The 548-nt window shown below is 40.9% G+C and carries 1 protein-coding gene and 1 pseudogene; both read left to right on the top strand.

The annotated features are described in order from the left end of the window. Positions 1-302: winged helix-turn-helix domain-containing protein (locus tag H4J41_RS00040; RefSeq protein ID WP_182134712.1), on the top strand; the 302-nt coding region annotated here is incomplete at its 5' end. Positions 303-325: 23 nt separating this feature from the next. Next, positions 326-548 (top strand): annotated as a pseudogene (locus H4J41_RS00035) (IS630 family transposase); the annotation flags it as partial.

Raw genomic sequence — 548 nt, 5'->3', positions numbered from 1 at the left:
GCTCTGGACGACCTTGTAATCTAAATGAACAACAGCTCTCCCAACTAAGCCAGTACATTCATGATAATAGTATTAAACCCAAAGGCGGAAGGCTCAAAGCACAAACACTTGTTGCTTATATTACTAAAGAATTTAAAGTCGACTATTCAGTTGATAATATTTATCGGCTTTTACATCAGCTAGGCTTCTCATGGATAACGAGTCTGTCAAGGCACCCGAAGCAATCAGATGAAGTACAAAAAGCTTTTAAAAAAATTCGAAATGGAAATGATCCGTACGATCCCGTGGAATGTCAACCTTAAATATGTAGATGTGTGGTTTCAAGATGAAGCACGCTTTGGAGAGCAGAATACAACGACAAGGCTCTGGGCAACAAAAGGAACAAGACCAAGAGCGGTTAAGCTATGCTTATCTTTTTGGTGTTGTTTGCCCTGCAACAGGAGATACCGAGGCATTAATAGCGCCAATCATGAATATGGATGTGATGGAAAAACACTTAGCATTGATTGCCCAAAAGGTACCCAAAGGACGACACGCCGTGATAGTTG

The organism is Colwellia sp. MB3u-45, from assembly GCF_014077005.1.
Classification (GTDB): domain Bacteria; phylum Pseudomonadota; class Gammaproteobacteria; order Enterobacterales; family Alteromonadaceae; genus Cognaticolwellia.
This window is presented reverse-complemented; position numbering and strand designations above follow the sequence as displayed.